22 protein-coding genes are annotated in these 22935 nt (G+C 53.4%); 20 read left to right on the forward strand and 2 right to left on the reverse strand.

Translation table 11 applies throughout. The features are described 5' to 3' along the window. The first annotated feature begins 62 nt into the window (after positions 1-62). The 17 genes from ispC to WFN87_RS08530 all read left to right on the forward strand — a co-directional run bounded on the left by ispC (position 63) and on the right by WFN87_RS08530 (position 20541). Entirely contained in the window at positions 63-1262 is a 1200-nt protein-coding gene (gene ispC, locus WFN87_RS08450) for a 1-deoxy-D-xylulose-5-phosphate reductoisomerase (RefSeq protein WP_008456931.1), read from the forward strand. Positions 1263-1448: 186 nt separating this feature from the next. Then, entirely contained in the window at positions 1449-2201 is a 753-nt protein-coding gene (gene ispU, locus WFN87_RS08455) for a (2E,6E)-farnesyl-diphosphate-specific ditrans,polycis-undecaprenyl-diphosphate synthase (protein ID WP_008456932.1), read from the forward strand. Positions 2202-2219: 18 nt separating this feature from the next. Continuing rightward, the gene (gene cdsA, locus WFN87_RS08460) at positions 2220-3077 is read left to right on the forward strand and encodes a phosphatidate cytidylyltransferase (protein ID WP_008456935.1); all 858 of its coding nucleotides are present in this window, start codon (positions 2220-2222) and stop codon (positions 3075-3077) included. A gap of 11 nt (positions 3078-3088) precedes the next feature. Next, entirely contained in the window at positions 3089-4441 is a 1353-nt protein-coding gene (rseP, locus tag WFN87_RS08465; RefSeq protein WP_008456937.1) for a sigma E protease regulator RseP, read from the forward strand. Between the two features lie 33 nt (positions 4442-4474). After that, a complete protein-coding gene (gene bamA / locus WFN87_RS08470) occupies positions 4475-6880 on the forward strand; it encodes an outer membrane protein assembly factor BamA (RefSeq protein WP_008456939.1) in 2406 nt (801 codons plus the stop codon). Between the two features lie 124 nt (positions 6881-7004). Continuing rightward, positions 7005-7505 carry a molecular chaperone Skp gene (gene skp / locus WFN87_RS08475; protein WP_008456940.1) on the forward strand — a complete coding sequence of 167 codons (501 nt, stop codon included), beginning with the start codon at positions 7005-7007 and terminating at the stop codon, positions 7503-7505. A gap of 3 nt (positions 7506-7508) precedes the next feature. Next, positions 7509-8534 (forward strand): UDP-3-O-(3-hydroxymyristoyl)glucosamine N-acyltransferase, encoded by a 1026-nt coding sequence (lpxD, locus tag WFN87_RS08480; protein WP_008456942.1) that lies wholly within the window; start codon positions 7509-7511, stop codon positions 8532-8534. A 148-nt stretch (positions 8535-8682) separates the two neighbouring features. Continuing rightward, positions 8683-9138, forward strand: a complete 456-nt coding sequence (gene fabZ, locus WFN87_RS08485; RefSeq protein ID WP_039290428.1) for a 3-hydroxyacyl-ACP dehydratase FabZ — start codon at positions 8683-8685, stop codon at positions 9136-9138. A 3-nt stretch (positions 9139-9141) separates the two neighbouring features. Then, on the forward strand, positions 9142-9930 hold the full coding sequence (gene lpxA / locus WFN87_RS08490) for an acyl-ACP--UDP-N-acetylglucosamine O-acyltransferase (protein ID WP_008456945.1): 789 nt from the start codon (positions 9142-9144) through the stop codon (positions 9928-9930). After that, positions 9930-11078, forward strand: a complete 1149-nt coding sequence (lpxB, locus tag WFN87_RS08495) for a lipid-A-disaccharide synthase (RefSeq protein ID WP_008456946.1) — start codon at positions 9930-9932, stop codon at positions 11076-11078. The genes lpxA and lpxB overlap by 1 nt, the downstream gene beginning before the upstream one ends. Then, positions 11075-11671 (forward strand): ribonuclease HII, encoded by a 597-nt coding sequence (gene rnhB, locus WFN87_RS08500; protein ID WP_008456948.1) that lies wholly within the window; start codon positions 11075-11077, stop codon positions 11669-11671. Before lpxB ends, rnhB begins: the two co-directional genes overlap by 4 nt. A gap of 34 nt (positions 11672-11705) precedes the next feature. Continuing rightward, positions 11706-15188 (forward strand): DNA polymerase III subunit alpha, encoded by a 3483-nt coding sequence (gene dnaE / locus WFN87_RS08505; protein WP_166876682.1) that lies wholly within the window; start codon positions 11706-11708, stop codon positions 15186-15188. Positions 15189-15200: 12 nt separating this feature from the next. Then, positions 15201-16160, forward strand: coding sequence for an acetyl-CoA carboxylase carboxyl transferase subunit alpha (gene accA, locus WFN87_RS08510; protein ID WP_008456951.1), 960 nt, complete (start codon positions 15201-15203; stop codon positions 16158-16160). A 115-nt stretch (positions 16161-16275) separates the two neighbouring features. Next, entirely contained in the window at positions 16276-18417 is a 2142-nt protein-coding gene (locus WFN87_RS08515; protein WP_336982879.1) for a lysine decarboxylase LdcC, read from the forward strand. 57 nt (positions 18418-18474) lie between these two features. Further along, on the forward strand, positions 18475-18864 hold the full coding sequence (locus WFN87_RS08520) for a VOC family protein (RefSeq protein WP_008456956.1): 390 nt from the start codon (positions 18475-18477) through the stop codon (positions 18862-18864). Positions 18865-18925: 61 nt separating this feature from the next. Beyond that, entirely contained in the window at positions 18926-20233 is a 1308-nt protein-coding gene (gene tilS, locus WFN87_RS08525) for a tRNA lysidine(34) synthetase TilS (protein WP_336982880.1), read from the forward strand. Continuing rightward, positions 20230-20541 (forward strand): c-type cytochrome, encoded by a 312-nt coding sequence (locus WFN87_RS08530; protein WP_336982881.1) that lies wholly within the window; start codon positions 20230-20232, stop codon positions 20539-20541. Before tilS ends, WFN87_RS08530 begins: the two co-directional genes overlap by 4 nt. 55 nt (positions 20542-20596) lie before the next feature. On the opposite strand, the gene rof is transcribed toward WFN87_RS08530, so the two are convergent. Continuing rightward, positions 20597-20857, reverse strand: coding sequence for a Rho-binding antiterminator (gene rof / locus WFN87_RS08535; protein WP_008456962.1), 261 nt, complete (start codon positions 20855-20857; stop codon positions 20597-20599). Further along, positions 20844-21044 carry a YaeP family protein gene (locus tag WFN87_RS08540; RefSeq protein ID WP_008456963.1) on the reverse strand — a complete coding sequence of 67 codons (201 nt, stop codon included), beginning with the start codon at positions 21042-21044 and terminating at the stop codon, positions 20844-20846. Before WFN87_RS08540 ends, rof begins: the two co-directional genes overlap by 14 nt. Positions 21045-21242: 198 nt before the next feature. On the opposite strand from WFN87_RS08540, the gene WFN87_RS08545 reads away from it, so the two are divergent. The 3 genes from WFN87_RS08545 to nlpE are packed head-to-tail and all read left to right on the forward strand — an operon-like array spanning position 21243 to position 22930. Next, positions 21243-21785 (forward strand): YaeQ family protein, encoded by a 543-nt coding sequence (locus WFN87_RS08545; RefSeq protein WP_008456965.1) that lies wholly within the window; start codon positions 21243-21245, stop codon positions 21783-21785. Next, positions 21782-22204, forward strand: coding sequence for an alternative ribosome rescue aminoacyl-tRNA hydrolase ArfB (gene arfB / locus WFN87_RS08550; protein WP_008456967.1), 423 nt, complete (start codon positions 21782-21784; stop codon positions 22202-22204). The genes WFN87_RS08545 and arfB overlap by 4 nt, the downstream gene beginning before the upstream one ends. Before the next feature lie 36 nt (positions 22205-22240). Further along, positions 22241-22930 carry an envelope stress response activation lipoprotein NlpE gene (gene nlpE, locus WFN87_RS08555; protein ID WP_008456969.1) on the forward strand — a complete coding sequence of 230 codons (690 nt, stop codon included), beginning with the start codon at positions 22241-22243 and terminating at the stop codon, positions 22928-22930. The last annotated feature ends 5 nt before the right edge of the window (positions 22931-22935 follow it).

Below are 22935 nucleotides of genomic sequence, written 5' to 3' on the forward strand. Positions count from 1 at the left end.
GGGCGTCCCGCGCCGCAAACTATTGCGCCATTAATCCTTCATTTTACGACCCCGAGTACCTCATGAAGCAGCTCACTATTCTTGGTTCCACCGGCTCTATTGGCGTCAGCACGCTTAGCGTCGTTCGTCATAATCCTGAAAAATTTGCCGTTACGGCTCTGGTTGCGGGCACTAATGTCGGGAAAATGGTGGAGCAGTGCCTGGCGTTCTCGCCGAAGTATGCGGTCATGGCCAGTGAGTCTGCGGCGGCGGAAGTCCGTCGTACCCTGAAAGAGCAGGGGAGTAAAACTGAAGTCTTGGCCGGTGAGCAGGCCGCTTGCGAAGTTGCTACGCTTGACGAAGTGGATCAGGTGATGGCTGCTATTGTGGGCGTGGCAGGGCTGTCTTCAACGCTTGCCGCTATCTCCGCCGGTAAGCAGGTTCTGCTGGCGAACAAAGAGTCGCTGATTACCTGCGGACGTTTGTTTATGGAAGCGGTTGCTCGTAGCAAAGCGCAGTTGTTGCCTATCGATAGCGAACATAACGCCATTTTTCAGAGTATGCCGGAAACAATCCAGCGTAACCTGGGATACGCTAGCCTCGAAGATAATGGCGTGTCGTCTATTATCCTCACCGGATCGGGGGGCCCGTTCCGGGAAACGGCTTATGCAGACCTGGCGGCGATGACGCCGGATCAGGCATGCAGCCACCCGAACTGGTCGATGGGGCGTAAGATTTCCGTCGACTCTGCCACTATGATGAACAAAGGTCTCGAATACATTGAAGCTCGCTGGTTGTTCAACGCTTCAGCTGCACAAATGGAAGTGCTGATTCACCCTCAGTCTGTCATTCATTCTATGGTTCGTTACCGCGATGGCAGCGTGCTGGCTCAGCTTGGTGAGCCCGACATGCGTACGCCTATTGCCCATGCGATGGCTTACCCCGCGCGCGTAGAATCTGGTGTTACACCACTCGATTTCTGCAAAATCGGTTCGCTGACTTTCATGGAACCAGATTTTGAGCGCTATCCATGCCTTAAGTTAGCCATTGATGCCAGCGCGCAGGGGCAGGCGGCGACAACCGCGCTAAATGCGGCAAACGAAGTGGTTGTTGAGGCGTTCCTGAATCAGCAGGTCAGATTTACGGATATCGCAGTGCTGAACCGCAGCGTGCTGGATCAAATGAATTTAACTGATCCACAAAGTGTGGATGAAGTGCTTAGTGTGGACGCTGTTGCTCGTGAAATCGCCAGGAAACAAGTGATGCACCTCTCAAGCCGGTGATAATTCATCCGGCTGAAGTGCCGCCATTTGTTCGCTTTGTGCTTCAGTGATATAGTCTGCGCCACTTAATCGCCAGATGTGACTGAGCGTTGAGTGGGAAGCCGTGTCACAACACGGCTTTTTTATGCACCAGGCTTCAATATTCCTGAGTACCGCTTAATTTTTTTCAGGGAATCATTACGCGTTATGTTGTCTGCTAATCAACAATTAAGCGAATCCTTAACTACGCATGGCGCCCGCCATGTTGCCATCATCATGGATGGCAACGGCCGATGGGCTAAGCGTCAGGGTAAAATGAGGGTTTTCGGTCATAAAGCTGGCGCGAAATCGGTACGCCGCGCTGTGACTTTTGCAGCGAATAACGGTATCGATGCGCTGACGCTTTACGCTTTTAGCAGCGAGAACTGGAACCGCCCCGCTCAGGAAGTGACCGCGTTGATGGAGCTGTTCGTCTGGGCATTAGACAGTGAGGTGAAAAGCCTGCACCGTCATAATGTTCGCTTGCGTATTATCGGCGATACCAGCCGATTTAATCTCCGCCTGCAGGAAAGAATCAAAAAAGCTGAAGCATTAACCAGTGAGAACACTGGGCTGACGCTCAATATCGCTGCGAATTATGGCGGGCGTTGGGATATCATTCAGGGAGTGCGACAGCTTGCGTCGCAGGTGCAGGAAGGCTTATTGCGCCCGGATCAGATAGATGAAGAACTGCTCGGTCAGCAGATCTGCATGCATGAACTGGCTCCCGTAGATTTAGTAATTAGGACAGGAGGAGAGCATCGCATCAGTAACTTCCTCATCTGGCAAATTGCCTATGCGGAACTTTATTTTACCGATGTTCTTTGGCCTGATTTCGATGAACAAGACTTTGAAGGTGCGCTAAATGCTTTTGCAAACCGAGAGCGTCGTTTTGGTGGCACAGCACCTGGTGGTGAATAAGCCTGTTGGGGGTCACTTTTGCTGAAGTATCGCCTGATTTCCGCGTTTATTATGATTCCCGTTGTCATCGCGGCGCTGTTTTGGCTTCCGCCAGTAGGATTTGCGATTGCTACGCTGGTGATTTGTATGCTGGCCGCATGGGAATGGGGGCAACTCGCCGGTTTTGTTGCGCGTTCGCAACGTGTCTGGTTGGCGGTGCTATGTGGTCTGTTGCTTGCCGTCATGCTGATTTCGTTGCCGGAGTATCGGCATTCGGTGCATTTGCCGATAATCGAATTCTCACTCTGGGCATCGCTAGTGTGGTGGGTAGCGGCGCTGTTGCTGGTTCTGTTCTATCCGGCTTCTGCGGCGCTGTGGCGTAATTCCAAACCGCTTCGCCTGGTCTTTGGCCTGCTGACCATTGTTCCCTTCTTCTGGGGCATGGTAGCGTTGCGCAGCTGGCATTATGATATTAACCACTACAGCGGCTCTGTTTGGTTACTGTATGTGATGTTCCTGGTCTGGGGCGCAGACTCTGGCGCTTATGTCTTCGGGAAGATGTTTGGCAAGCATAAACTTGCGCCAAAGGTTTCTCCTGGCAAGACCTGGCAAGGGTTTATTGGTGGCCTTGCGACTTCTGCCGTCATCTCGTTGTTGTTCGGCATGTGGGCGAATTTGAACGTGGCACCTGTTGTTCTGCTAACCTGTTCCATTGTTGCCGCGCTGGCTTCCGTTTTAGGTGATTTGACCGAAAGTATGTTCAAACGCGAAGCAGGGATTAAAGATAGTGGTCACCTTATCCCGGGACATGGTGGTATTCTTGACCGCATTGACAGCCTGACAGCGGCAGTGCCGGTGTTTGCCTGTCTGCTGCTTCTGGTATTCAGGACGATTTAACGGAAGGTTTTATGTTGAGCATACTCTGGAATTTGGCTGCGTTTATCGTTGCACTGGGTGTTTTAATTACCGTGCACGAGTTCGGCCATTTTTGGGTTGCTCGCCGCTGTGGCGTTCGTGTGGAACGCTTCTCCATCGGGTTTGGTAAGGCGCTTTGGCGTCGTACTGACCGTCAGGGAACCGAATTTGTTATCGCGCTGATCCCGCTGGGTGGCTACGTTAAAATGCTGGATGAACGCGTTGAGCCGGTGCTGCCGGAGATGCGTCATGCTGCTTTTAACAATAAAACGGTTTCTCAGCGAGCGGCGATTATCGCCGCTGGCCCAATCGCTAACTTCATCTTCGCTATCTTTGCCTATTGGCTGGTGTTTATCATTGGCATTCCCAGCCTGCGTCCAGTGATCGGTGAAATAACCCCCAACTCTATCGCGGCGGAAGCACAAATTAGCGCCGGCATGGAACTAAAAGCGATAGATGGTATCGAAACGCCTGATTGGGATGCTGTTCGTTTAGCTTTAATCGGTAAGATTGGCGATGCGAGCGCGAGAGTGTCTTATGCGCCGTTTGGGACAAATCAAACGCGTGATGTCACCCTTGATCTAAGCCATTGGCAGTTTGAGCCTGATAAGCAGGATCCGGTCGTATCACTTGGATTCAGGCCCCGTGGTCCGCAAATTGAAAACGTGCTGGACGAAGTTCAGCCGCAGTCCGCGGCCAATAAGGCAGGTTTGCAAGCGGGGGACAGGATCGTTAAAGTCAACGGTCAGCCACTCCTTCAATGGAGTGAGTTTGTTAACCTGGTGCGTGACAATCCAGGTCAGCCGCTAGCCTTAGAGATTGAAAGACAGGGGAGCCCCTTGTCTTTGACGCTGATACCGGATACAAAACCGGGTAAAGCGAAGGCAGAAGGGTTTGCAGGGGTAGTACCTAAAATTATCCCGCTGCCCGACGAGTACAAAACAGTGCGTCAGTATGGGCCGTTTACCGCTGTAGCAGAAGCCACGGATAAAACCTGGCAACTGATGAAGCTGACGGTCAACATGCTGGGGAAATTAATAACCGGTGATGTAAAACTGAACAACCTCAGTGGGCCAATCTCCATAGCTCAAGGGGCAGGTATGTCGGCGGAATATGGGTTAATTTACTTCCTGATGTTCCTGGCGCTTATCAGCGTCAACTTAGGGATCATTAACCTGTTTCCTCTTCCCGTCCTTGACGGCGGGCACCTGCTCTTTTTGGCGGTTGAGAAACTGAAAGGCACTCCGGTTTCCGAGCGAGTTCAGGACTTCAGTTATCGCATTGGCTCTATTTTGCTGGTGCTATTAATGGGGCTTGCACTTTTCAATGATTTCTCTCGTTTATAGAGAGAATTAGGTTAGGAAGAACGCATAACAACGATGGCGATGAAAAAGCTCCTCATAGCGACGCTGCTGTTTAGCAGCGCCACCGTATACGGTGCAGACGGGTTCGTGGTGAAAGACATTCATTTCGAAGGCCTGCAGCGAGTCGCCGTCGGTGCGGCCCTCCTCAGTATGCCGGTTCGCGTAGGCGACACCGTCTCTGACGAGGATATCAGTAATACAATCCGCTCACTGTTTGCCACCGGCAACTTTGAAGATGTGCGAGTGCTGCGTGATGGTAATACGCTGCTTGTGCAGGTCAAAGAGCGTCCAACCATTGCCAGCATCACCTTCTCCGGCAACAAGTCGGTGAAAGATGACATGCTGAAGCAGAACCTTGAAGCTTCCGGCGTACGCGTGGGGGAATCCCTCGACCGCACGACCCTCGGCGACATCGAGAAAGGGCTGGAAGATTTCTACTACAGCGTCGGGAAATACAGCGCCAGCGTCAAAGCTGTCGTCACGCCGCTGCCGCGTAACCGTGTTGACCTGAAACTGGTGTTCCAGGAAGGCGTCTCCGCAAAAATCCAGCAGATCAACATCGTCGGTAACCACGCGTTTACCACAGATGAGCTGATCTCCCGATTCCAACTGCGTGATGAAGTGCCGTGGTGGAACGTCGTCGGCGATCGTAAATACCAGAAGCAAAAGCTGGCGGGGGACCTCGAAACCCTGCGTAGCTACTATCTGGATCGCGGCTATGCGCGTTTCAATATTGACTCCACGCAGGTTAGCCTGACGCCGGATAAGAAAAGCATTTATGTGACCATCAACATCACCGAAGGCGAGCAGTACAAGATCGCCGGCGTGGATGTGAAAGGCAATCTGGCCGGGCATTCTGCGGAAATTGAAAGCCTGACTAAGATGCAGCCGGGTGAGCTGTATAACGGCACCAAAGTCACCAAAATGGAAGACGACATTAAGAAACTGCTGGGTCGCTATGGCTACGCCTATCCGCGCGTACAGACTCAGCCAGAAATTAATGACGCTGACAAAACCGTGAAGCTGCACGTTAACGTCGACTCCGGTAACCGTTACTACGTGCGTAAGATCCGCTTCGAAGGCAACGACACCAGTAAAGATGCCGTTCTGCGCCGTGAAATGCGCCAGATGGAAGGGGCGTGGCTGGGCAGCAACCTCGTTGATGCCGGTAAAGAACGTCTGAACCGCTTGGGTTACTTCGAGACCGTCGATGTGGACACCCAGCGCGTATCCGGCAGCCCGGATCAGGTTGACGTTGTCTATAAAGTGAAAGAGCGTAACACCGGTAGTTTCAACTTCGGTGTTGGCTACGGTACTGAAAGCGGTGTGAGCTTCCAGGTCGGTGTTCAGCAGGATAACTGGTTGGGTACAGGCTACTCGGTTGGGATCAGCGGCACCAAAAACGATTACCAGACCTACGCGGAACTGTCAGCGACCGATCCATACTTTACGGTGGATGGTGTTAGCCTTGGTGGTCGTATCTTCTTCAACGACTTTAAAGCTGATGACGCGGACCTGTCTGACTACACCAACAAGAGCTACGGGCTGGATACAACACTGGGCTTCCCGGTGAATGAATACAACACGCTGCGCCTTGGTTTGGGTTACGTGCATAACGATCTGTCGAACATGCAGCCGCAGATAGCTATGTGGCGCTACCTGGATTCTGTGGGTCAGCACCCAACTATGAATGCCAACGACAACAGTTTCTCGGCAGATGACTTCACTCTGAACTATGGTTGGACATACAGCAACCTTGACCGCGGTTACTTCCCGACGGATGGTTCTCGCGTCAACCTGAATGGTAAAGTCACCATTCCGGGTTCCGATAACGAGTTCTACAAAGTGACGTTAGATACGGCGAGTTATTTCCCGATCAATGACAATCATACGTGGGTTGTGCTGGGTCGTACCCGTTGGGGTTACGGCGATGGTCTGGGTGGTAAAGAACTGCCGTTCTACGAGAACTTCTATGCCGGTGGTTCCAGCACCGTGCGTGGTTTCCAGTCAAACAACATTGGTCCAAAAGCCGCTTATTACGGCCCGAACCAGCGTAACTGTGGCACTGGTACTGTGTGTAACTCTAACGATGCGGTGGGCGGTAACGCCATGGGTGTGGCCAGCCTTGAGCTGATTACCCCGACGCCGTTCCTGAGTGAGAAGTACGCAAACTCTGTTCGTACTTCCCTGTTTGTCGATGCAGGTACCGTTTGGGATACCAAATGGGAGAACACCGACGCGACCAGAGCGGCAGGTATACCTGATTACAGCACGCCAAGTAACATCCGTATGTCTGCAGGTATTGCGCTGCAGTGGATGTCGCCTCTGGGGCCGCTGGTCTTCTCTTATGCTCAGCCGTATAAGAAATATGATGGAGACAAGGCAGAACAGTTCCAGTTTAACATTGGTAAAACCTGGTAATTTGTTCTGCGCGATGGAACGCAACAGCAGTGAGGCGCTGCACCTGTTAGCCGTTTAGTCAGTTGGCAGGTGCTCGCAAAAAAACAGTGTCTTCGGACGCCTATGGGATGGTAAGGAGTTTATAGTGAAAAAGTGGTTAGTTGCCGCAGGTCTCGGGATTGCTATGGTTGCTTCAGCCGGCGCTCAGGCTGCCTCCAGCATCGCAGTAGTTAACATGGGCAACCTGTTCCAACAGGTCGCACAAAACACCGGTGTTTCTAAAACCCTGGAAAATGAGTTCAAAGGCCGCGCCAGCGAACTGCAGGGAATGGAAAACGATCTGCAATCCAAAATGCAGCGCCTGCAGCGCGATGGTTCAACCATGAAAGCTTCAGATCGCAGCAAAATGGAAAAAGACGTCATGGCTCAGCGCCAGTCGTTCTCCGAAAAAGCACAGGCTTTTGAGCAGGATCGTAACCGTCGTTCCAACGAAGAGCGCAGCAAACTGGTTACTCGTATCCAGGCCGCTGTGAAGAAAGTTGCAGACGATAAAGGCTATGATGTTGTTCTGGATGCAAACACCGTTGCTTACGCAGGTAACGACGTTAAAGACATCACTGCAGACGTACTGAAACAGGTTAAATAAGTAATGTCTTCAATTCGACTGGCTGAATTAGCCCAGCAGTTGGATGCAGAATTGCACGGTGATGGCGATATCGTCATCACCGGCGTTGCATCTATGCAAACTGCCCAGTCTGGCCACATTACGTTCATGGTTAACCCTCGCTATCGTGAACAGCTGGCTGTCTGCCAGGCTTCTGCCGTCGTGATGACCGAAGCCGACCTTCCATACGCTAAGAGCGCGGCGCTGGTAGTGAAGAATCCCTACCTGACCTATGCTCGTATGGCCCAAATTCTTGATACCACGCCTCAGCCTGCAAGCAATATTGCGCCAAGCGCAGCTGTTGATGCGACCGCGAGGCTTGGTCAAAATGTTTCTATCGGCGCAAATGCCGTTATCGAATCAGGCGTTGAGCTGGGTGATAACGTGGTGATCGGCGCTGGCTGCTTTGTAGGAAAAAATACCAAAATCGGCGCGGGTAGCCGTTTATGGGCCAATGTCTCCATCTATCACAACATCGAAATCGGTGCTCAGTGCTTGATTCAGTCCAGCACGGTGATTGGGTCAGATGGTTTTGGCTACGCTAACGATCGCGGTAACTGGGTGAAAATTCCTCAGCTAGGCCGGGTCATTATTGGCGATCGCGTTGAAATTGGTGCCTGTACGACAATCGATCGCGGCGCCCTGGATGACACGATCATCGGCAATGGTGTTATCATTGATAACCAGTGCCAGATTGCACATAACGTTGTGATTGGCGACAATACTGCGGTTGCGGGTGGCGTTATCATGGCGGGCAGCCTTAAAATTGGCCGTTACTGCATGATTGGTGGTGCCAGCGTAATCAACGGCCATATGGAAATCTGTGACAAGGTGACCGTGACAGGAATGGGAATGGTGATGCGTCCAATCACTGAACCGGGAGTTTACTCTTCGGGGATCCCGCTCCAACCGAACAAAGCGTGGCGTAAAACCGCCGCCCTGGTGATGAACATCGATGAGATGAGCAAACGCTTGAAAGCCATCGAACGTAAGGTCAATCAACAAGACTGATCGTCGCCTGCTCCCTGCGCTGCCGTGTTTCCGGCCATTAGGGCTGGAGCGTAAGCCGCGCTTTTTGATTTGCGGCCTGCTGGCATTCTTTAATTGCCGCAGGCCGTGTTATTATTGTCATTTAGAATATTTAGACAGGAAGAGTATTTTGACAACTGACACTCATACTCTGCACATTGAAGAGATTTTAGAGCTTCTGCCGCACCGTTATCCGTTCTTGCTGGTTGATCGCGTGCTGGATTTTGAAGAAGGTCGTTTTCTGCGCGCAGTAAAAAATGTCTCTGTAAATGAGCCGTTTTTCCAGGGGCACTTCCCTGGTAAGCCGATTTTCCCGGGCGTATTGATCCTGGAAGCGATGGCACAGGCTACCGGTATTCTTGCATTTAAAAGCGTGGGTAAACTTGAGCCGGGTGAACTGTATTACTTTGCTGGCATCGATGAAGCGCGCTTTAAGCGCCCTGTTGTGCCTGGCGATCAGATGATTATGGAAGTGACCTTTGAGAAAACTCGTCGTGGTTTGACGCGTTTCAAAGGCGTCGCAATTGTTGACGGCAAGATTGTCTGCGAAGCGACCATGATGTGTGCACGCAGCCGGGAGGCATAATACGTGATTGATAAGTCCGCCTTTATTCATCCAACCGCTATTGTGGAAGAAGGTGCCGTCATTGGCGCTAACGTTCACATTGGCCCGTTTTGTCTCGTAGGTCCAAACGTTGAAATCGGCGAAGGCACGGTTCTGAAATCTCATGTTGTCGTCAATGGTCACACCAAAATTGGCCGTGACAATGAGATCTACCAGTTCGCGTCTATCGGTGAAGTTAACCAGGATCTGAAATATGCGGGTGAGCCAACTCGCGTGGAAATTGGCGACCGCAACCGCATTCGCGAAAGCGTCACCATCCATCGCGGCACGGTGCAAGATGCTGGATTAACGAAGGTGGGAAGCGACAACCTGCTGATGATCAATGCGCACGTTGCGCATGATTGCCAGATTGGCGATCGCGTTATCCTCGCGAACAACGCAACGCTTGCGGGTCACGTACAAATCGGGGATCACGCCATCATCGGTGGAATGACTGCGGTGCATCAGTTCTGCATCATCGGTGCCCACGTGATGGTTGGCGGCTGTTCCGGCGTTGCTCAGGATGTTCCACCTTACGTTATCGCACAGGGCAACCATGCGACGCCGTTTGGTGTGAACATTGAAGGCCTGAAGCGTCGCGGTTTCAGCAAAGAAGCGCTGCACGCTATTCGCAACGCCTACAAGATCCTCTATCGCAGCGGCAAGACGCTTGAAGAGGCGAAGCCGGAAATTGCTGAAATTGCAGCTCAGCATCCGGAAGTGAATGCATTTATTGAATTCTTTGCCCGCTCCACGCGCGGTTTGATTCGTTAATGAAGCCTGGTCGTCCCCTTACGATTGCCCTGGTCGCCGGAGAAACCTCCGGCGATATTCTTGGTGCTGGACTTATTCGCGAACTGAAAGCTCGCGTGCCTGATGCTCGCTTTGTTGGCGTGGCCGGGCCGCTTATGCAGGCTGAAGGTTGTGAAGCCTGGTATGAAATGGAAGAGCTTGCGGTCATGGGCATCGTTGAAGTGCTTGGCCGTTTACGTCGCCTGCTGCAGATCCGCAGCGATCTCACGAAGCGCTTCACCGAGCTGCAGCCCGACGTCTTTGTCGGCATTGATGCGCCGGATTTCAATATCACGCTTGAAGGCAACCTCAAAAAACAAGGGATCCGTACGATCCACTACGTCAGTCCGTCCGTCTGGGCATGGCGACAAAAACGCGTTTTCAAAATTGGCAGAGCGACCGATCTGGTATTGGCTTTTCTGCCTTTCGAAAAAGCGTTTTACGACCGGTTTAATGTACCGTGTCGTTTCATCGGGCATACCATGGCGGATGCCATGCCGCTCGATCCGGATAAAAACGCTGCGCGTGCGACGTTAGGCATTGCGGCAGATGCAAAATGCCTGGCGTTGTTGCCCGGCAGTCGCGGCGCTGAAGTCGAAATGCTTAGCGCAGACTTCCTCAGAACAGCGCAACTGCTTCGCAAGCGTTGGCCTGCACTGGAAGTCGTGGTGCCACTGGTGAATGCAAAGCGTCGTGAGCAGTTCGAAAAGATTAAAGCTGAGATTGCCCCCGAACTGCATGTACATCTGCTGGACGGAAAAGCACGTGAAGCGATGATTGCCAGTGACGCGGCGCTTCTGGCCTCCGGCACGGCTGCGCTTGAATGTATGTTGGCCAAATGCCCGATGGTGGTTGGCTATCGCATGAAGCCGTTCACGTTCTGGCTGGCGAAGCGGCTGGTGAAAACTGATTACGTTTCACTGCCAAATTTACTGGCAGGCCGCGAGCTGGTTAAAGAGCTGCTGCAAAATGAATGTGAGCCTATCGGGCTTGCCTGTGCGCTGGAGCCGCTGCTGGAAGACGGTGCCGTCAGCCATCAGATGCATGACACCTTCCGGGATTTGCATCAGCAGATCCGTTGTAATGCGGACAAGCAGGCGGCGGACGCCGTGCTGGAGCTGGCTCAATGATCGAATTTGTTTACCCGCATACGCACCTTGTCGCCGGCGTGGATGAAGTAGGGCGCGGGCCTTTGGTCGGCGCCGTTGTTACTGCAGCTGTGATCCTCGATCCGGCAAAGCCGATTATAGGGCTGGCGGACTCGAAGAAATTATCTGAAAAACGCCGTCTGGCGCTGTATGACGAAATTGTCGAAAAGGCATTAAGCTGGAGTCTGGGCCGTGCCGAGCCGCACGAGATCGACAATATCAACATTTTGCATGCCACGATGCTGGCCATGCAGCGTGCGGTTGCGGGCCTGAATGTTGTGCCTGAATATGTGTTGATTGACGGCAACCGTTGCCCTGTGTTGCCTATGCCGTCGCTGGCGGTTGTTAAAGGCGACAGCCGGGTGGCAGAAATCAGTGCGGCGTCAATACTTGCCAAAGTCACGCGCGATCGTGAAATGGCCGAACTGGATCTCAGCTTCCCGCAGTACGGTTTTGCTCAGCACAAGGGCTACCCAACCGCTTTTCATCTCGAAAAGCTGGCCGAGCATGGTGCCACCGAGCACCATCGCCGCAGTTTTGGCCCCGTCAAACGCGCGCTTGGGCTCGTCTCCTGAGCCTTAGTAGCTGATACAGAGTAATTGGTGAGAGATGGCTGAACCACGTTTCATTCACCTTCGGGTGCACAGCGACTATTCCATGATTGATGGGCTGGCGAAGACCGGGCCGCTGGTAAAAAAAGCCGCGGCGCTGGGAATGCCTGCTCTCGCTATCACCGATTTCACCAACCTCTGTGGGTTGGTCAAATTCTATGGTTCCGGCCATGGCGCCGGTATTAAGCCGATCATCGGTGCGGACTTTAACGTTGCCAACGAGCTGTTAGGCGATGAGCTTAGTCACTTGACGGTGCTGGCTGCAAACAATGAAGGCTACCAAAACCTTACCTTACTGATCTCTCGTGCCTACCAGCGTGGCTACGGCGCAGCGGGCCCGATTATTGACCGAGAGTGGCTGGTAGAGTTAAACGAGGGGCTAATTCTGCTCTCCGGTGGGCGCATGGGAGATATTGGCAAAAGCCTGCTTCGTGGAAACCAGCCGCTGGTCGATCAGTGCCTGGAATTCTGGCAGCAGCATTTTGCCGATCGCTTCTATCTGGAACTGATTCGCACCGGTCGGGTGGATGAAGAAAACTATCTTCACGCCGCCGTGGCGCTGGCTGACGAACGCGGCTTGCCGGTGGTTGCCACCAACGATGTCCGCTTTATTGATGCCGGCGACTTTGATGCCCACGAGATCCGAGTGGCGATCCACGATGGCTTCACGCTGGACGATCCTAAGCGCCCGCGTAACTACTCCGCCCAGCAATATATGCGTAGCGAAGAAGAGATGTGCGAGCTGTTTTCGGACATCCCGGAAGCGCTGGAAAACAGCGTTGAGATTGCCAAGCGCTGTAACGTGACCGTGCGCCTGGGTGAGTACTTCCTGCCGCAATTCCCGACGGGAGAGATGACCACCGAAGACTTCCTGGTCATGAAATCCAAAGAGGGGCTGGAAGAACGTCTTGAGTTCCTGTTCCCGGACCCGGAAGTGCGTGCGCAGAAACGCCCTGAATACGACGAGCGCCTGGATATCGAGCTGCAGGTTATCAACCAGATGGGCTTTCCCGGCTACTTCCTGATCGTAATGGAGTTTATCCAGTGGTCGAAGGATAACGGCGTGCCGGTCGGGCCAGGGCGTGGTTCAGGTGCGGGGTCGCTGGTGGCCTATGCGCTGAAGATCACCGACCTCGACCCGCTTGAGTTTGACCTGCTGTTCGAACGTTTCCTTAACCCGGAACGTGTTTCGATGCCTGACTTCGACGTTGATTTCTGCATGGAAAAACGCGACCAGGTGATCGACCACGTTTCCGAGATGTATGGGCGTGAAGCCGTTTCGCAGATCATTACCTTTGGTACGATGGCGGCGAAGGCGGTTATTCGCGACGTAGGTCGCGTACTCGGCCACCCTTACGGTTTTGTCGATCGCATTTCCAAACTGGTGCCGCCGGATCCCGGCATGACGCTGGCGAAAGCCTTTGAGGCGGAGCCGCAGCTGCCGGAGATCTACGAAGCTGACGAAGAAGTTAAAGCCCTGATCGACATGGCGCGCAAGCTGGAAGGCGTCACGCGTAACGCCGGTAAGCATGCCGGGGGCGTGGTTATCGCCCCAACCAAAATTACCGATTTTGCGCCGCTTTATTGTGACGACCAGGGGCAGCATCCGGTTACCCAGTTCGACAAGAACGACGTTGAATATGCGGGCCTGGTGAAGTTTGACTTCCTGGGGCTGCGTACGCTGACGATCATCGACTGGGCGCTGAAAATGATCAACCCGCGTCGGGCAAAACAGGGGCTGGAGCCGATTGATATCGCCGCCATTCCGCTCGACGATAAGAAAAGCTTCGACATGCTGCAGCGCTCGGAAACCACCGCGGTCTTCCAGCTTGAATCCCGCGGCATGAAAGACCTGATTAAGCGTCTGCAGCCTGACTGCTTCGAAGACATGATCGCCCTTGTGGCACTTTTCCGTCCGGGCCCGCTGCAGTCGGGGATGGTAGATAACTTCATCGACCGTAAACATGGCCGCGAAGCGATTTCTTATCCGGACGTGGAATGGCAGCACGAAAGCCTGAAGCCGGTACTGGAGCCTACCTACGGCATCATCCTGTATCAGGAACAGGTTATGCAGATTGCCCAGGTGCTTTCCGGTTATACCCTCGGCGGCGCGGATATGCTGCGTCGAGCGATGGGTAAAAAGAAACCGGAAGAGATGGCCAAGCAGCGCGGCACTTTTGAAGAGGGCGCAATCAAAAACGGCGTCGACGGCGAGCTGTCGATGAAAATCTTTGACCTGGTAGAGAAATTTGCCGGGTACGGATTTAACAAATCTCACTCTGCCGCCTATGCTTTGGTTTCGTATCAGACGCTGTGGCTGAAGGCGCACTACCCGGCAGAGTTTATGGCGGCCGTAATGACCGCCGATATGGATAACACCGAGAAAGTGGTGGGCCTGGTGGATGAGTGCTGGCGCATGGGGCTGAAAGTCCTGTCGCCGGATATTAACTCTGGCCTTTACCATTTCCACGTTAACGATGACGGGGAAATTGTTTACGGCATCGGCGCGATAAAAGGCGTGGGTGAAGGCCCGATTGAAGCCATTATCGAAGCGCGTAATCAAGGCGGGCATTTCCTCGATCTCTTTGATTTGTGCGCGCGTTCCGATATCAAAAAGCTTAACCGCAGGGTGCTGGAAAAACTCATTATGTCCGGGGCTTTTGACCGCCTTGGGCCTCACCGCGCGGCGCTGATGAATGCGCTAGGTGATGCGTTAAAAGCAGCTGATCAGCACGCGAAAGCGGAAGCTATTGGCCAGGCAGATATGTTCGGCGTTCTGGCCGAAGAGCCTGAGCAGGTCGAAAAGTCCTACGCCAGCGTGATTCCCTGGCCTGAACAAGTGGTGCTGGAAGGGGAGCGTGAGACGCTCGGACTGTATCTTACCGGTCACCCGATCAACCAGTACCTGAAAGAAATCGAGCGCTATGTCGGTGGCATGCGCCTGAAAGAGATGCACCCGACGGAACGTGGTAAAATGACCACGGCTGCGGGTCTGGTGATTGCTTCGCGGGTTATGGTCACCAAGCGAGGTAATCGCATCGGCATCTGTACGCTGGATGACCGCTCTGGTCGTCTGGAAGTGATGTTATTCACAGATGCGCTAGAAAAATACCAGCATCTGCTGGAAAAAGACCGTATCCTGATCGTTAGCGGACAGGTCAGCTTTGATGACTTCAGCGGAGGGCTTAAAATGACGGCCCGCGAGCTGATGGACATCGACGAAGCCCGTGAAAAGTACGCGCGTGGGCTTGCTATCTCGCTGACGGACAGGCAAATTGATGACCAGCTTTTAAACCGTCTCCGTCAGTCTCTGGAACCCCATCGTTCGGGGACAATTCCAGTACATCTCTACTATCAGAGGGTGGATGCACGAGCCCGGTTGCGCTTCGGTGCGACATGGCGTGTTTCCCCTAGCGATCGTTTACTTAACGATCTGCGAACGCTGATTGGTTCGGAGCAGGTGGAACTGGAGTTTGACTAAAACAGGAATATTATGAGTCTGAATTTCCTTGATTTCGAACAGCCGATTGCAGAGCTGGAAGCGAAAATCGATTCCCTGACGGCCGTTAGCCGCCAGGATGAAAAACTGGATATTAATCTGGACGAAGAAGTGCAGCGTCTGCGCGAGAAAAGCGTTGAGCTGACCCGCAAGATCTTCGCTGATTTAGGTGCATGGCAGATTGCGCAGCTGGCGCGCCATCCGCAGCGTCCGTACACCCTGGATTACGTTCGTCTGGCTTTTGATGAGTTCGACGAACTGGCCGGCGATCGTGCCTATGCCGACGATAAAGCTATCGTGGGCGGTATTGCTCGTCTGGAAGGTCGTCCGGTGATGATCATTGGTCATCAGAAAGGGCGCGAAACCAAAGAGAAAATCCGTCGTAACTTCGGTATGCCGGCACCAGAAGGCTACCGTAAAGCGCTGCGTCTGATGGAAATGGCTGAACGTTTTAACATGCCGATCATTACCTTCATCGACACGCCGGGTGCTTATCCGGGCGTTGGCGCCGAAGAACGTGGTCAGTCTGAAGCGATCGCCCGCAACCTGCGTGAAATGTCCCGTCTGAAAGTACCGGTCATTTGTACCGTTATCGGTGAAGGTGGTTCCGGTGGTGCGCTGGCCATTGGCGTGGGTGACAAAGTAAACATGCTGCAGTACAGCACTTACTCCGTTATTTCCCCGGAAGGCTGTGCGTCAATCCTGTGGAAGAGTGCGGATAAAGCCCCGCTGGCCGCAGAAGCGATGGGGATCATTGCTCCTCGACTGAAAGAGCTGAAGCTGATCGATACCGTAATCCCAGAGCCGTTGGGTGGTGCGCATCGCAATCCAGAAGTGATGGCTGCTTCCCTGCGCGCACAGCTGCTGGCCGATCTGGCGGATCTCGACGTGTTGAACAAAGATGAATTGTTAAACCGTCGTTATCAGCGCCTGATGAGCTACGGCTACGCCTGATTTTGAGTTGTAAAATATCGATAAGGGTCGGATTTTCCGGCCCTTTTTGCATTTATTGCTTCATGGAAAATCCCATTGCGCTATGCTTAGCCAGGTGATTTCCAGGAGGTGAACATTGAATACCATTGCGATTATGGGGCCGCACGGCGTTTTCTACAAAGACGAGCCTATTAAGGAACTGCATCGCGCGCTGGAGCTGCAGGGCTTTCAGCTCATCTACCCCACCAACAGCACTGACCTGCTTAAGCTGATTGAGCACAACCCTCGTATCTGCGGCGTGGTCTTTGACTGGGACGAATACAGCCTCGACTTGTGCAGCGAAATTAACCTGCTGAATGAAGATCTGCCGCTGTATGCATTCATCAATACACATTCCTCTCTAAACGTTAGCGTGAATGAAATGCGCATGGCGCTGTGGTTCTTCGAGTATGCGCTGAGCGCGGCCGACGACATCGCCCTGCGTATTCGCCAGTACACCGACGAGTACCTGGATACGATTACGCCGCCGCTGACCAAAGCGCTGTTCACCTATGTGAAAGAGGGAAAATACACTTTCTGTACGCCAGGGCATATGGCCGGTACCGCCTACCAGAAAAGCCCGGTCGGCTGCTTGTTTTACGACTTTTTTGGCGGCAACACGCTGAAGGCCGACGTGTCGATTTCGGTTACGGAGCTGGGTTCGCTGCTAGATCATACCGGCCCTCATCTGGAGGCGGAGGAGTACATTGCCCGCACCTTCGGCGCCGAACAAAGCTATATGGTGACTAACGGGACTTCGACGTCGAACAAGATAGTCGGCATGTATGCCGCGCCATCCGGCAGCACAATTCTGGTCGATCGTAACTGCCATAAATCGCTGACCCATTTGCTGATGATGACCAATCTGGTGCCAATCTGGCTGAAGCCAACGCGTAACGCGCTGGGGATCCTGGGCGGTATTCCGCAGCGTGAATTTACTCGTGAAAATATCGAGAAAAAGGTCGCTGAAACCCCGAATGCGCAGTGGCCGGTACACGCGGTTATCACCAACTCGACCTACGATGGGCTGCTGTACAACACCGATTTCATCAAAAAAACGCTGGATGTGCCGTCGATTCACTTTGACTCCGCCTGGGTGCCCTATACCAACTTCCATCCGATTTATCAGGGAAAAAGCGGCATGAGCGGTGATCGAGCACCGGGGAAAATTATCTATGAAACCCAGTCGACCCATAAGCTGCTGGCGGCGTTCTCCCAGGCTTCGCTGATTCACATTAAAGGTGATTACGATGAAGAGACCTTTAACGAAACCTACATGATGCATACCACCACTTCCCCGAGCTATCCGCTGGTGGCCTCGATTGAAACGGCCGCGGCGATGCTGCGCGGTAATACGGGGAAACGGCTGATCAACCGTTCCGTTGAGCGTGCCCTGCATTTCCGTCGTGAAGTGCAGCGCCTGCGCGAAGAGTCAGAAGACTGGTTCTTCGATATCTGGCAACCCGATCATGTTGATGAGGCCGAGTGCTGGCCCATTGCACCCGGTGAAGAAGACTGGCATGGCTTCAGGGATGCGGATGCGGAACACATGTATCTCGACCCTATCAAAGTCACTATTTTGACGCCGGGCATGAGCGAGTTGGGCGAAATGGCAGAAGAGGGGATCCCGGCGGCGCTGGTGGCCAAGTTTCTCGACGAGCGGGGCGTTGTTGTTGAGAAGACCGGTCCGTACAACCTGCTGTTCCTGTTCAGTATCGGTATTGATAAGACAAAAGCGCTAAGCCTGCTGCGCGGGCTGACGGAGTTTAAGCGCTCTTACGATCTTAATTTGCGTGTGAAGAACATGCTGCCGGATCTTTATGCGGAAGATCCGGACTTTTATCGCAACATGCGCATTCAGACGCTGGCGCAGGGGATCCACAAACTGATTAAGCAACATAACCTGCCCGATCTAATGTTGCGCGCTTTTGATGTCCTGCCAGAAATGCGTATGACGCCGCATGAGGCTTATCAGCAGCAGGTGAAAGGCAACGTAGAAACGGTAGAAATAGAGGAACTGTTGGGCAGAGTTTCAGCCAATATGATCCTGCCTTATCCGCCGGGCGTGCCGGTGGTGATGCCGGGAGAAGTGATCACCAAAGAGAGTCGGGCGGTGCTCGACTTCCTGCTGATGCTGTGCTCTGTGGGGGAACATTATCCGGGCTTTGAAACGGATATTCACGGGGCTAAACTCGGTGAGGACGGCGTCTACAGAGTACGAGTCTTAAAAGAGGCTTGAGCGCTTGCTTTGCAGGGAAGCGATGATTACCTTGCCTGAAGTGACTAAGGAGATTTTATGCTGGGTTTAAAGCAAATTCATCACGTCGCGATTATCGCGTCGGACTACGAACGCAGTAAGCAATTCTATTGCGATGTGCTGGAGTTTACGCTGGAAGCGGAAGTTTACCGCAAAGAGCGGGACTCCTGGAAAGGCGATCTGGCGCTGAACGGCCAGTACGTTATTGAGCTATTCTCTTTTCCGTTTCCGCCTGTACGCCCAAGTCGCCCGGAGGCCTGCGGGCTTCGTCACCTGGCATTCAGCGTGGAAAACATTGACCAGGCGATTACGCATCTGGAAAGCCACGGCGTGAAATGCGAGCCCATCCGCATCGATCCCTATACCAACAAACGTTTCACCTTCTTCAGCGATCCCGACGGCCTGCCGCTGGAACTTTATCAGCAGTAAACCTTGCCAGCGCCGCGAATGCCCGGTAATTTGCCGGGCAAACCCCTCGTAACGACAAACTATGACTAGCCGCGAACTTCAGTCTTTTCTGCATCCTCACCGCCAACTGCTGGTGGCGTTTAGCGGTGGGCTGGATTCGACGGTTCTGCTGCACCAAGTCGTTACCCTGCGAGATACGCTGCAACCCGACCTGGATATCAGGGCAATGCATATCCACCATGGACTCAGCCCGAGAGCAGACTGCTGGGTGGAACATTGCCGGGCAATTTGTGAGAAGTGGAACGTGCCCTTCGAAGTGGCTTATGTTCAGCTTCCCTCCGGCGGCAAGGGGATTGAAGGGGAAGCGAGGGCGGCCCGCTACCAGGCGCTTTCTGACTCGCTTTTGGCAGGTGAAGTGCTGCTGACGGCACAGCATTTGGACGACCAGTGTGAGACTTTCCTGTTGGCGCTTAAACGCGGCAGCGGCCCGGGCGGGCTGGCGTCGATGCCTGCGATTTTGCCTTTCGGCGATACTTCATTACTGCGTCCGTTGCTGGCAACTTCGCGCGCACAGCTCGAGGAGTGGGCTGGCGTTCACCGGCTAAGCTGGATTGAGGACGAAAGTAATCAGGACGATAAGTATGACCGGAATTTCCTGCGTCTGAGAGTCGTTCCTCTGCTGCAGCAAAGATGGCCCCATTTTTCCCGCAGCGTTGCCCGCAGCGCTGAGTTATGCGGTGAGCAGGAACAGCTGCTTGATGAACTGCTTGCCGAACAGCTGGATAACTTGATGTCACCCGAGGGCGCGCTGCATATTGAGTCGATGCTGGCGATGAGTGAGGCACGGCGATTTGCCCTGCTGCGGCGCTGGCTCTCCTGGCATCGGGCTGCGATGCCGTCCCGGGCTTCTCTTCAGCGTTTATGGCAGGAAGTCGCTTTAAGTCGGGAAGATGCCAATCCTCGCCTTCGCCTGGGCGAACATGAAATCAGGCGTTTTCAGGGGGAACTGTATTGGGTTCCGCTGCTGAAGATCGATCGGGAAAAAAGCTATTTATGGCCCGCACCTTATCACCCCCTGAATCTCCCTGGGCTGGGAATGATTTTACTCAGCGAGAAGGGAATGCCGGTGCGTGCGCCAGCAGAGGACGAAATTGTTAGCCTGCGTTTTAAGGCTTCAGGTTTGCTGCATATTGTCGGCCGTGATAAAAGGCGAACGCTGAAAAAAATCTGGCAGGAATTGCGCATTCCGCCATGGGAACGTGACGCCACGCCGCTGCTGTTTTATGGCGAGCAACTTATCGCTGCGCCGAGTATTTTTGTCACTCGTGAAGGACAAGCTACGGAACATTCATGCTGGCACATAGACTGGCAAAAGGGAGTTGAGCAATGAAAAACGTCGTATTGCTGCTTGGGCTGATAGCCTGCAGTTTACCTGCTCTGGCGAAAGGCGATCCCCAGGCCGGGGAAGCGAAGGCCATGACCTGCGTTGCCTGCCATGGCATGAGTGGGAAAGCTTCTGCGCCGCTGTACCCAAACATTGGCGGGCAGAGCGAAGCTTATCTGGAGCATTCGCTTCAGGCTTATAAAAAAGGGGAGCGCAGCGGTGGGCAGGCAGAAATCATGAAGGCTTACGTCAGCGGGCTTTCAGACGAGGATATCTCTGATTTAGCGGCCTACTACGCCTCAATGAAGCCGTAAACAAAACGGGCAGCCTCGATAGCTGCCCGTTTTGTTTGAGATGGGGTGATCAGATTTATTCGACGCTCACCACGATAGTGCCGATTTCGGGGTGGCTAAAGCTGTTAATTTTATCGAGGCGTAGCTCACGCGTAGCGCCAGCGTTATCGACAACCAGGTATTCGACGTTTTTACGAGAAACCAGATCGCTCGCTTTGGCTTTCAAAACCTCCCCGTCTTTTAACTCCAGCGTCAGTAACAAATGATGCTGGCAGGCGAGCTCGAGATTGTCATAATCATCACAGTTGATGGGTTGATACGCATCATTCATTGACATAATCGCTCACCAGTAAGTTCGCGGCAGCATAAGCCGCCTGTTCCCTGACCGACTCCGATACGGCCTCGCTGGAGGCAACTTCGTTCAGAGCCTTCAATACGCATCCTAAGGCATCAGGAATATAGCCTAAATCGCCGCTGGCAATTTCCGCATAGCGTTGCCGAACTAATTCACAATACTTTTCCACATACCCTCCTCTCAGAGTCCCGACTTCAGACCTACTCGTGGGGTCAAGTCTAAGCCTACGAAGATAAACTCTGTTTAGCAAGGTGACTATACCACAGCAATGTAACCGATATCAGCCACGCAAATATACCCGTCATACACAGAGCCGAAGGGGTGTTATTTCGCTACAATAGCGCGCAATTGTGTATGGAGAAGTGTGATGGCGTTAAAAGCGACAATTTATAAGGCGACGGTAAATGTGGCCGATCTCGATCGTAATCGGTTTCTGGACAGCAGCCTGACGCTGGCGCGTCATCCCTCGGAAACGCAGGAGCGCATGATGCTGCGCCTGCTGGCATGGATTAAATATGCGGATGAGCGGCTGGAATTTACCCGTGGCCTCAGCGCAGAAGACGAGCCGGAAATCTGGCGTAAAAACGATCACCTTGGCATTGATTTGTGGGTAGAACTAGGGTTACCGGAAGAACGTCGGGTCAAAAAAGCCTGCAGCCAGTCGGCTGAGGTGGCATTGTTTACCTATAATAGTCGGGCGGCGGAAATTTGGTGGCAGCAAAACCAGACCCGCCTGAGCCAGTTTAAAAACCTGTCCATCTGGTATCTGGATGACGCACAGCTGGCGAAGCTAAGTGAGTTTGGTACGCGCACCATGAACCTGCAGGCGACGATTCAGGATGGCGCAATCTGGCTGTCCGACAGCGAGAATAATCTGGAAATTCACTTTACGGCCTGGCTGCAACAATGATTTCCGTGTCGCGAACGGTCGTTATCCCGGACAATGAAGTCACGATTACCGCGATTCGCGCCCAGGGGGCGGGCGGGCAGCATGTGAATAAAACCTCAACGGCGATTCATTTGCGCTTTGATATTCCTGCCTCTAGCCTGCCGGAGTCGTATAAGATACGTCTGCTGGCAGTAAGTCACCATTTGATCACGCCTGAGGGCGTGGTGGTGATTAAAGCCCAGGAATACCGAAGCCAGGAGATGAACCGCGAAGCGGCGGTGGCTCGCCTGGTTTCATTGATACAAGAACTCACCGTAGTGCAGAAGAGCCGCCGTGCCACAAAGCCGACGCGGGCTTCTAAAGAGCGGCGTCTGGCCTCAAAGGCGCAGAAATCGACAACCAAAGCACTACGCGGCAAAGTTCGTCGTCATCCGGAGTAGCGACGAACATTGGGACAACGGCATAAGGAATGAAGCATGAAGAAGAGTCTTCTGGCTGCGCTGGCAGCGCTCAGCCTGTTCACGCTATTTGGCTGTAATAATCGTACGGAAACGCAAACTCTGATCCCGGCTCAGGCGGCGGAATTGAAACCGATGCAGCAGAGCTATCGCGGCGTAGTGCCGTGTGCGGATTGTGAAGGGATTGAAACCTCGCTGTTCCTGGAAAAGGACGGCACCTGGGTGATGAATCAGACTTACCAGGGTAAAGGAGCCTCATTTGCCAGCTACGGTAAATGGGCGCGGACTGCCGATAAACTGGTCTTAACCGACAGCGAAGGCGAGAAGCAGTATTACCATCCTAAGGGCGACAGCCTGGTGATGCTGGATCGTGAAGGCAATCCGATTGATTCGCAGTTCAACTACACGCTAAAAGCGGTGGATGCGAAGCTGCCGTCAACGCCAATGCCGATGAAAGGCAAGTATAAATACATGGCTGACGCGGCGGTATTCCAGGACTGTGCGACCGGTAAAACCTTTGCCGTTGCGGATAATGCCGAGCTGGAAAGAGCCTATGCGGCAGCACGCGGCAAGAACAGCGCGCCAATCCTGCTGGTGGTAGAAGGGCACTTTACGCTGCAGGCTTCTCCAGACAGTGGTGAGTTACAAAAAGCGCTGGTCGCGGATAAGGGTGCGAAATTTAAGCCCGGCAAAGAGTGTAACGACTAAAACAA

The organism is Cedecea sp. AS113, assembly GCF_037152415.1.
In the GTDB taxonomy this organism is placed as follows: domain Bacteria; phylum Pseudomonadota; class Gammaproteobacteria; order Enterobacterales; family Enterobacteriaceae; genus Cedecea.